The sequence below is a fragment of the Stenotrophomonas capsici genome (assembly GCF_034961085.1).
GTDB lineage: Bacteria > Pseudomonadota > Gammaproteobacteria > Xanthomonadales > Xanthomonadaceae > Stenotrophomonas > Stenotrophomonas capsici.
In genome coordinates, this window is the sequence record NZ_JAYFUH010000068.1 from 1 (window position 1) to 9,606 (window position 9,606).

Sequence of the window (9,606 nt, forward strand, 5' to 3'; positions counted from 1 at the left end):
CGGCCGTAGTCGGCGCCTTCCTTGAGCACGCTGACCACTTCGCGCTGGTAAGCCACCGGCGCGAGCTTGAAGTTGATGAAGCCCGGGCCGGCGATCTCGACCTTGGCGATGTCATCGCTGGCGGGCATGGCCTCGACCAGCGCCTGGGCCAGTGTGCGCGGGTTGCTGCGCGCGGCCTTGGCCAGCAGCATCGCGGCATTGGTGGCGAAATCGCCGTGTTCGCGGGTCTTGGGTCGCTCGACCACGAATTCCGGCGGCAGGGTGTCGGCAGGCAGGGTGCCGTTGGCGCGCAAGGCTTCGATGCCTTGGCCGATGAGGGCGCGGAGTTGGGGTTTCACGTGGACTATCTGCTTGAAGCGCGGAACTGGCCATTTTACCCGACCTGTGGGTCAACCGCCCCCGGATCGCCGCAGGTGGGGGTCAGGATTGTCAAAACCGCGTTGACGGGCTTCACACCCAGCCACGCGCGGCCAATGACACCGGCGGGCCGTCACCGACCACGAAATGGTCCAGCAGGCGCACCTCCACCAGCGCCAGCGCCTGTCGCAGGCACCGGGTGAGGGCGCGGTCGGCCGCCGAGGGCTCGGGGTCGCCGGAGGGGTGGTTGTGGCCGACGATCACCGCCGCGGCGTTGTGGGCCAGGGCCCGCCGGACCAGCTCGCGCGGATGGACTTGGGCGCTGTCGAGGGTGCCGCTGAACAGCTCCTCGAAGGCCAGCGCCCGGTGCCGGGTGTCCAGGAACAATGCGGCAAACACCTCCTGCGTATGGTGGCGCAGGCGCTGGGCGAAGTAGCGGCCGGCCGCGTCGGGGTCGCTGAGCAGCGTGCCGCGCTCCAGCGCCGTCGCCAGGTGGCGGCGGCCCAGTTCCAGCGCGGCATTCAGCTTGCAGGCGCGGGCCGGGCCGAGCCCGCGCAGGCGTGCCAGCGCGGCCGGTTCACGGTCCAGCAGGGCCCGCAGCGAGCCCTGCGCCTGCAGCAGTTCGCGCGCGGTCTGCACCGCATCACGGCCAGGCAACCCGGAGCCCAGGAAAATGGCCAGCAGTTCGGCATCGGACAGCGCGCCGGCACCGCGTGCCAGCAGCTTCTCGCGGGGGCGTTCGGCGCGTGGCCAGTCACGAATGTGCATGCCGGCAGGTTGGGTGTTGATGAGCAAAAGGTGGATCGGCCCGGAGATACCCTTCGGTTAAGCTAATCGTTCTTGTGCAGCTAGGAATTTCCACTCGTGACCAGCGTTTCCCCGAGTACCCCGGCGTCCTTGCGGCCGCTGGAAGGACAGAAGCTGCTGTTGTGCGTCGGTGGCGGCATCGCCGCCTACAAATCATTGGAACTGGTGCGCCGCCTGCGTGACGCCGGGGCCACCGTGCAGGTGGCCATGACCGCCGGGGCGCAGCAGTTCGTCACCCCGCTGAGTTTCCAGGCGTTGTCCGGCCATCCCACCCGCACCACGCTGTGGGACAGCGCGGCCGAGCAGGCCATGGGCCATATCGAACTGGCGCGCTGGGCAGACCGCATCGTGATCGCGCCGGCCACCGCCGACCTGCTGGCGCGGCTGGCGCATGGCAACGCCGATGACCTGGTGACCACGCTGTGCCTGGCCACCACCGCGCCGCTGACGGTCTGCCCGGCGATGAACCACCGCATGTGGCTGCACCTGGCCACGCAGGCCAACATCAGCCTGCTGCGCGCGCGCGGCGTGCAGGTGATCGGTCCGGAAGACGGCCCGCTCGCCGAGGGCGAATCCGGACCGGGCCGCCTGAGCGAGGCGCAGGCCATCGTCAGCGCGCTGGCGGCCAACCTGGCCGCACCGGCGGCGGCCGTGCCCGGCCGCCTGAACGGGATCCGGGTGCTGATCAGCGCCGGCCCGACCTATGAAGACCTGGACCCGGTGCGCTATGTCGGCAACCGCTCCAGCGGCAAGATGGGCTATGCGCTGGCCGCCGCGGCCGCCCGCCAGGGCGCGCAGGTGGTGCTGGTCAGCGGCCCGGTGCAGCTGCCCACGCCGGCCGGCGTGGAGCGCATCGACGTGCGTTCGGCCGCGCAGATGCGCGAGGCGGTGCTGTCGGCGTTGCCGGCGGATATCTACATCGGCGCCGCCGCGGTGGCCGACTACACCCCGCGCCAGGTGTCGCCGCAGAAACTGAAGAAGACCGCCGGCAGCCAGACCCTGGTGCTGGAGCTGGTCCGCACCGCCGACATCCTGGCCGAAGTGGCCGCGCAGGAGCAGGCGCTGAAGCTGGTGGTCGGGTTTGCCGCCGAAACCCACGACGTGGAGAAATACGCCCGTGGCAAGCTGGCCGACAAGCACCTGGACCTGATCATCGCCAACCAGGTCGGCGTCGCCGGCGGTGGCTTCGAGAGTGACCAGAACGCGGCCACCGCCTACTGGAACGGTGGCCAGCGCGAGTTCCCCGGCACCGCCAAGACCCAACTGGCAGAACAACTGCTGGACCTGATCGCGGAGAGACTGGACGCATGAGCAACCCCAACGCATTGCAGCCCCTGCAGGTAAAGCTGCTGGACCCCCGTTTCGGCGATGCATGGCCGTTGCCGGCCTACGCCACCGAAGCCAGCGCCGGCATGGACCTGCGCGCGGCCATCGAGGCGCCGCTGGCGCTGGCACCGGGTGACGCGGCGCTGCTGCCCAGCGGCATCGCCATCCACATCGCCGACCCGGGCCTGTGCGCGGTGGTGCTGCCGCGCTCCGGGCTGGGCCACCGCCACGGCATCGTGCTGGGCAACGGTACCGGGCTGATTGATGCCGACTACCAGGGCCCGCTGCTGATCAGCGTGTGGAACCGCGGCCGCGAAGCCTTCACCATCGAGCCCGGCGACCGCATCGCGCAGCTGGTGGTGATGCCGATTGCACGCGTGAGCCTGCAGGTAGTGGATACTTTCATCGACAGCGCACGTGGAGCGGGTGGATTCGGCCACACCGGGGTGCGCTGACAGGGGAAAACACGATGAGCCAAGGGAAAGAAGGGCGCCCGCGCATCGCGCTGGGCCGTTCAACACCGCTGCTTGCGGTGCTGGTGCTGCTGTTGGCCGGCCTGTTCGGCTGGAGCGCGGTGAACCAGTGGCTGCAATCCGATACCGGCACGGCGCTGGAGCAGTCGCGTGACCAGGCGGTGGCGGGCGTACAGAAGGCGCTGGACGGGCAGACCCGGCAGTTCGCCAGCCAGCTGCAGCTGGAACCGGTGAAGGCCGCCCTGGCCGGCGGCGACGCCCAGGCCAGCGCGCTGGCCATCCGCGACAAGTGGAACGGCGTCGAAGACGCCGTGGTGCTGGATTCGACCCTGATGGAGGCCTACGCCGATCCGGCAGCCTTCGGCTATGCACGGCTGTCGCTGCTGGAACTGGCCCTGGCCGAAGGCAAGCCGGTGGCGCGCGTGGTGCGCGACGGCGGTGCGCCGCGGTTGGGCCTGGCCGCACCGGTGCGGCTGGGCGAGCGCGAGGCGGTGGTGTACATCCGCCAGCCGTTGAACCGCCTGACCTCGGTCTTCGACACGATCGACGCGCCGGGCAGTGCCTTCCTCGGCCTGCGCCAGGGCGGCTTCACCATCGTCGCCAAGGGCAACACCGGGCTGGGTGGTGGTGCCGATGCACTGGCCCGCCCGGTGGGCGAGACCGGCCTGCGCGTGGTGGCCGAACTGCCGGACATCGGTGAAGGCCCGATGGGGCTGGGCATGGTCGCCTGCGCGGTGGTGGCGGTGCTGCTGCTGGCGCTGGCCGTGCTGATGCTGGTGGGGCGCAAGCGCCTGAAGCTGCCGGCCCTGCGCCGCACCACCGAAGTGGTCGACGACAACACGATGACCCTGCAGCAGGCGCTGGAGCAGGAACCCCTGCCGGTGGCCGCAGCCACCTCCGCGCGCGCCGCCGGCGAGGACGCGCCGGCGCGTCCGGAACCGGGCGCCGAGGCGGTGGTGCCGGGCATCTTCCGTGCCTACGACATCCGTGGCGTGGTCGGCACCGAGCTGACCGGCAACGTCGCCACCCTGATCGGCCAGGCCATCGGCAGCGAAATGCAGGCCCAGGGCCTGCGTGAGGTGGTGGTGGGCCGCGATGGCCGCCTGTCCGGGCCGGAGCTGGCCGATGGCCTGATCGAGGGCCTGCGCCGCGCCGGCTGCGATGTCATCGACATCGGCATGGCACCGACGCCGGTGGTCTACTTCGCCAGCTACCACCTGCGCGCGGGCAGCTGCGTGGCGGTGACCGGCAGCCACAACCCGCCGGACTACAACGGCTTCAAGATCGTCATCGGCGGGGAAACCCTGTCCGGTGACGCGATCACCGCGCTGTACACGCGCATCCAGGAAGGCCAGCTCAAGCGTGCCGATGCGCCGGGCAACCTATCCGAGCGCGAGGTCATCAACGATTACGTGCAGCGCATCGCCGATGACGTGCAGCTGGACCGCCCGCTCAAGGTGGTGGCCGACGCCGGCAACGGCGTGGCCGGTGCGGTCGCCCCGCAGCTGCTGGAGGCCATTGGCGCCGAGGTCATCCCGTTGTACTGCGACGTGGATGGCACCTTCCCCAACCACCACCCCGATCCGAGCGACCCGCACAACCTCGAGGACCTGGTGCAGATGGTCAAGCGTTTCGACGCGGACCTCGGCGTGGCCTTCGACGGCGACGGCGACCGCCTGGGCGTGGTCACCCGCGAAGGCAAGGTGATCTTCGCCGACCGCCTGCTGATGCTGTTCGCCGCCGACGTGCTGATGCGCAACCCCGGCGCGATGGTGCTGTACGACGTCAAGTGCACCGGCAAGCTGGCCGACTGCATCCTGCGCAACGGCGGCAGCCCGATGATGTGGAAGACCGGGCATTCGCTGATGAAGGCGAAGATGCGGCAGACCGATGCCGAGCTGGCCGGCGAGATGAGCGGCCACTTCTTCTTCAAGGAGCGCTGGTACGGTTTTGATGACGGCCTGTACTCGGCCGCGCGCCTGCTGGAGATCCTGGCCCAGCGCGAGGAATCGCCGGAGGAGGTGTTCGCCGAGCTGCCGGATGCGATCTCCACCCCGGAGCTGAAGGTACCGGTGGAAGAGGGCACCCAGCATGCGCAGGTGGCGCTGTTCGTCGCTGCCGCGCAGCTGGAGGAATCCCCGTTCGCCGGTGCGCGGTTGTCCACCATCGACGGCCTGCGTGCCGACTTCAACGATGGCTGGGGCCTGGTGCGTGCTTCCAATACCACGCCGGTGCTGGTGCTGCGCTTCGAAGGCGACAGTGAGGCGGCGCTGGAGCGGATCAAGGGCGTGTTCCGCACGCAGTTGCAGCAGATCCTGCCGGAAGGCACCGAACTGGGTTTCTGACCGGACTGGTGTGTCGCCACGAAGGCCGTCCGCGCGCTGTGCGGGCGGCCTTCGCGTTTGCAGGAGCGCCCGAGGGCGCTCCTGCCGGCGGCGGCTCACGCGCCGCCGAAGCGCAGGCCCACGCCCGGTTCGGTGAACAGGTAACGCGACTGCAACGCCGAGTCGCCCAGCTTGTGGCGCAGGCGGCCGACCAGAATGCGCAGGTAATGCGTGTCGTGCTTGTGAGTCGGGCCCCAGATTTCCTGCAGGATCTGCGGCTGCGTCACCACCCGCCCGCTGTTGCGCAACAGCAGCGCCAGCAGCGCGTACTCCTTGCGCGTCAACGCCACCGCTTCGCCGTCGATGCGCACCTCGCGGCGCGCCAGGTCGATGTGCAGGTGGCCATCGTCGAACACCGGCACCTGGCCTTCGCTGTCGGTGCTGCGGCTGCGCAGCAGGGCGCGCACGCGCGCCATCAGCTCCTGCGTGCCGAACGGCTTGGTGACGTAGTCGTTGGCACCGTTGTCCAGCGCCCGTACCTTCTCGGCCTCGCCGGCGCGCACGCTGAGCATGATCACCGGCACCTGGCTCCACTGCCGCAGTTCGGCCAGCACGTCGTGGCCCTCCATGTCGGGCAGGCCGATGTCCAGCACCACCAGGTCGGCGCCTTCGTTGGTCAGTTGCTGCAGGCCCTCGCTGCCGGTGGCGGCCTGGCTGACCGCGTAGCCCTGGGCGCGCAGCGAGATGTCGAGGAAGCGGCGGATCTGCACTTCATCGTCGATCACCAGCACGCGTGCCGGCGGAATGGCGGGAGCTTCAGCCATTGTCGGGCGCGGGGTCCGGTTGCGGGGTGAGCAGGGGCAGGGTCATGTGCACCAGCGTACCGCGTCCGTCGCGCCCCGGCAGCGCCTCGACCTGGCCGCCATGCGCGCCGATCATGCCCTGGCAGATGGTCAGGCCCAGGCCGGTGCCCTGGCGGCCGCGGTCACCGCGTTCCACGCTGTAGAACATGTCGAAGATGCGCGTGCGCTCGGCATCGGGGATGCCCGGGCCTTCGTCGATCACCTCGATGCGCAGCGTGCTGTCCTGCTGGCGTGCACGCACCTGCACGGGAACGCCGGGCGGGGAGAACTTGGCGGCGTTCTCCATCACGTTGAACACCGCCTGCTCGACCAGCGCCGGATGCACCCAGATCGGTGCAAGGTCGGCCGGGATATCCAGGCTGAGCCGCACCTCGGGCTGGTAGCGCTGCAGGCGCCGCGCCGCCGAGCCGATCAGTTCGTCCACGCCGATCCAGTCGCGGTTGAGCTTCAGCCCGTCGTGGCCGAGCCGGGTCATGTCCAGCAGGTTCTGGATGTAGCGGTCCAGGCGCTCGCCCTCGACCACGATGGTGTCGAGCAACGCACGGCGATCGACCGCATCCATGGCCTCGGCGTAGTTGGACAGGCTGTCGGCCGAACCGATCATGGCCGCCAGCGGCGAGCGCAGGTCGTGCGACACGGAGGACAGCAGCGCCGAGCGCAGGCGTTCGGTCTCGTTGTGCAGGTGGGCGGTTTCCAGCTCGGTGACCAGTTGGGTGCGCAGCGCGGCCTGGGCGATGTCGTCGGCCATGGCCTCGGCCAGCTGCCGTTGTTCCGGTGCCAGGCGTGGGTGCTGCCGGCCGAACTGCAGGCCGGCCACGCCGATGGCCCGGCCTTCGCCGTCGAGCAGCGGCAGGAACCACCAGTCGGCGCCGGCCAGCGTGTCGGTGTAGCGGCCGGCCGGCTGGCCATGCCGCAGCGCCCATTCGGCCGCGGCCAGGTCGGTGTCGCCGGGCGCGGCACTGCCGCTGGTGCTGGTATCGCCAGCCAACCGCACCCAGGCCGGCGCATCCAGTGCCTGTTCCAGCGCAGCGCGCCCGGCGTGCGCGACCTGCGCGTTGTCGGCGGCACCGGCCAGCTGCCGGCCCAGCGCCTGGCGCAGCGTGGCGTGGCGGTTGGCCGCGCGCAGTGCCACCACCTGCATGCGCAGCCGCGAGGCCAGGCGGCCGGCGACCAGCGCCGCGGCCAGGAACAGGAACACGGTGATCACGCCCTGGCGTGCACTGATGGCGAAGGTGAAGCGCGGGGCGATGAAGAAGAAGTTGTAGGCCAGGAAGCACAGCGTCGCGGCCAGTACCGCCGCGCTCATGCGCGTGCGTGCGGCGACCAGCACCACCGCGACGATGAACACCATCGCCAGGTCGCTCAGGCCGATCCAGCGTTCGCCCAGCCACGCCGCGATGCAGGCCACGGCAGTGGCCAGCACCGCCAGCCCGGCGTCCTTGGCCCAGCTTCCGGTATCCAGCGACAGCCCCACCCGGCGTGCGCGGGCGCGGGCCTGCGGGGTGCTGATGATGGTGATCTCGTAATGCGCGCCGCGTTGGATCAGCTGTTGGGTCAGGGTCTGGTTGAACAGCCGCGCCAGCGGTCGTTCGCGGGTGCGGCCCAGCACCAGCGAGGACACCGCGTTGTGCGCGGCGTAGTCCAGCAGTGCGTCGGCGATGCCGGGCCCGTGCAGCAGTTCGGCTTCGCCGCCAAGGCGGCGCGCCAGCGCGAAGGCGGCATCGATCTCGCGGCCGGTGGCTTCGTCCTGGCGCCGGTGCTGCACGGTCACCACCGTCCACGGCGCATCGCGGCGCTCGGCGATGCGCCGCGCGACGCGCACCAGGTATTCGCTCTGGCCGCCACCGTCGATGGCCACCAGTACCCGTCGCCGCAGCGGCAGGTTGCCTTCGCCACGCGCGGCGCGGGTCTCGCGCAGGCTGCTGTCCACGCGGTCGGCGGCCTCCTGCATCGCCAGTTCGCGCAGCGCGGTGAGGTTGGCCGGCGAGAAGAACGCCTGCAGCGCCTGCGCGGCCTGTTCGGGCACGTAGACCTTGCCCTGCTGCAGGCGCTCGATCAGCTCGCGCGGCGGCAGATCGACCAGCACGATGTCGTGCAGGCGGTCGAATACCCCGTCCGGCACGGTCTCGCTGACGCGCACGCCGGTGATGCGCATCACCACGTCGTTGAGGCTTTCCAGGTGCTGGATGTTGAGGGTGGTCCAGACGTCGATGCCGGCGTCGAGCAGCTCCATCACATCCTGCCAGCGCCGCTCGTGGCGGCTGCCGGGGGCGTTGCGGTGGGCCAGCTCGTCGACCAGCACCAGCGCCGGGTGCCGGGTCAGCACCGCGTCCAGGTCCATCTCCTGCAACCGATGGCCGTGGTAGTCCACCTGCTGCAGCGGGATGACCGGCAGGCCGTCCAGCAGCGCGGCGGTATCGCCGCGGCCGTGCGTCTCGACCAGCCCCACGGCTACGTCGACGCCGCGCCGCAGTTGTTCCTGGGCGCGGGAGAGCATGCGGAAGGTCTTGCCGACGCCGGGGGCGGCGCCGAGGAAGACCGTCAGCTTGCCGCCGGCATCGCGTTGCAGGCCTTCCACCAGGGCGTCGGCCTGGCGGCTGCGGGTGTCGTTCATGGCCGCGATTGTGCGCCGTTGCCGGTCGCGCATGCATCACGGGGCATGCATGGCCTCGTCCAGCCTGCGGTTGAGCGCGACCACGTTGATCCGTGGTTGGCCAAACACGCCCCATTGACGGCCCTGCACCTGCGCCTCCACCACTGCCTGCACGCGTTCGACCGGCCAGCCGCGTGCCCGTGCGACGCGGGCCACCTGCACCTGCACGGCGGCCGGCGACAGCTCCGGGTCCAGGCCGCTGCCGGACTGGGTGGCCAGTTCACCCGGCACCTTCGCCGGGTCGATGTTCTCGCGGGTCGCGATGGCGGCGGTGGCATCCGCCACGCGTTTGGCCAGGTCCGGGTTGCTGCGCGCCAGGTTGCTGCCGGCAGCGGCCATCGGATCGTAGTTGGCCGCCGATGGACGTGCCTGGAAGTAGCCATCGCCCTTGAACGGCTGCGCGACCAGCAACGAAGCGCGCACCGTGCCATCGCCATCACGCAGCAGGCTGCCATCGGCCTGGGCGGGGAACAGCACGCCGGCGATGCCGGTGGCGACGATGGCATAGACCAGCCCGGTGCCGATCAGGCCGAACAGCGACAGGCCGATGGCCGGGCGCCAGAGGGAAGCGGAAGTCGTGGATTTCATGCGCCGAACACCATGGCAAGAAGAAGGTCGATGGCCTTGATGGCCGCAAAGGGAAGCAGCACGCCGCCCAGCCCGTACACCAGCATGTTCCGGCGCAGCAGCGCGGTGGCGGTGGCCGGGCGGAAGCGCACCCCGCGCAGCGCCAGCGGGATCAACGCCGGGATCACCAGCGCGTTGAAGATCAGCGCGGCCAGCACCGCGTTGCGCGGGCTGGA

General features: G+C 70.4%; 7 protein-coding genes and 2 pseudogenes. 3 read left to right on the forward strand and 6 right to left on the reverse strand.

The genetic code is table 11. The annotated features are described in order from the left end of the window. Nucleotides 1-338 (reverse strand): annotated as a pseudogene (gene argS, locus VA603_RS06050) (arginine--tRNA ligase); the annotation flags it as partial. A gap of 112 nt (nt 339-450) precedes the next feature. Then, nucleotides 451-1,125 carry a RadC family protein gene (gene radC, locus VA603_RS06055; protein WP_323438243.1) on the reverse strand — a complete coding sequence of 225 codons (675 nt, stop codon included), beginning with the start codon at nt 1,123-1,125 and terminating at the stop codon, nt 451-453. Between the two features lie 96 nt (nt 1,126-1,221). On the opposite strand from radC, the gene coaBC reads away from it, so the two are divergent. Genes coaBC through VA603_RS06070 form a run of 3 tightly spaced genes read left to right on the forward strand, consistent with a single transcriptional unit; the run spans nt 1,222 to nt 5,308 of the window. Next, nucleotides 1,222-2,475 carry a bifunctional phosphopantothenoylcysteine decarboxylase/phosphopantothenate--cysteine ligase CoaBC gene (gene coaBC, locus VA603_RS06060; protein ID WP_323438244.1) on the forward strand — a complete coding sequence of 418 codons (1,254 nt, stop codon included), beginning with the start codon at nt 1,222-1,224 and terminating at the stop codon, nt 2,473-2,475. Beyond that, nucleotides 2,472-2,945 carry a dUTP diphosphatase gene (gene dut / locus VA603_RS06065; RefSeq protein WP_132862611.1) on the forward strand — a complete coding sequence of 158 codons (474 nt, stop codon included), beginning with the start codon at nt 2,472-2,474 and terminating at the stop codon, nt 2,943-2,945. The genes coaBC and dut overlap by 4 nt, the downstream gene beginning before the upstream one ends. 14 nt (nt 2,946-2,959) lie before the next feature. After that, nucleotides 2,960-5,308, forward strand: coding sequence for a phosphomannomutase/phosphoglucomutase (locus tag VA603_RS06070; protein ID WP_323438245.1), 2,349 nt, complete (start codon nt 2,960-2,962; stop codon nt 5,306-5,308). A gap of 95 nt (nt 5,309-5,403) precedes the next feature. Here the strand turns inward: VA603_RS06070 and VA603_RS06075 are convergent, their stop codons facing one another. The 4 genes and pseudogenes from VA603_RS06075 to VA603_RS06090 form a co-directional block, all read right to left on the reverse strand. Beyond that, complete coding sequence (locus tag VA603_RS06075; RefSeq protein ID WP_132862613.1) at nt 5,404-6,111, reverse strand: response regulator transcription factor; 708 nt, start codon at nt 6,109-6,111, stop codon at nt 5,404-5,406. Next, nucleotides 6,104-8,764 (reverse strand): sensor histidine kinase KdpD, encoded by a 2,661-nt coding sequence (locus VA603_RS06080; protein WP_323438246.1) that lies wholly within the window; start codon nt 8,762-8,764, stop codon nt 6,104-6,106. Before VA603_RS06080 ends, VA603_RS06075 begins: the two co-directional genes overlap by 8 nt. Nucleotides 8,765-8,800: 36 nt before the next feature. Next, nucleotides 8,801-9,391: a potassium-transporting ATPase subunit KdpC gene (kdpC, locus tag VA603_RS06085; RefSeq protein WP_323438247.1), complete on the reverse strand. Its 591-nt coding sequence runs from the start codon at nt 9,389-9,391 to the stop codon at nt 8,801-8,803. Further along, a pseudogene (locus VA603_RS06090) lies at nt 9,388-9,606 on the reverse strand (potassium-transporting ATPase subunit B); the annotation flags it as partial. The pseudogene VA603_RS06090 and the gene kdpC, both read right to left, overlap by 4 nt.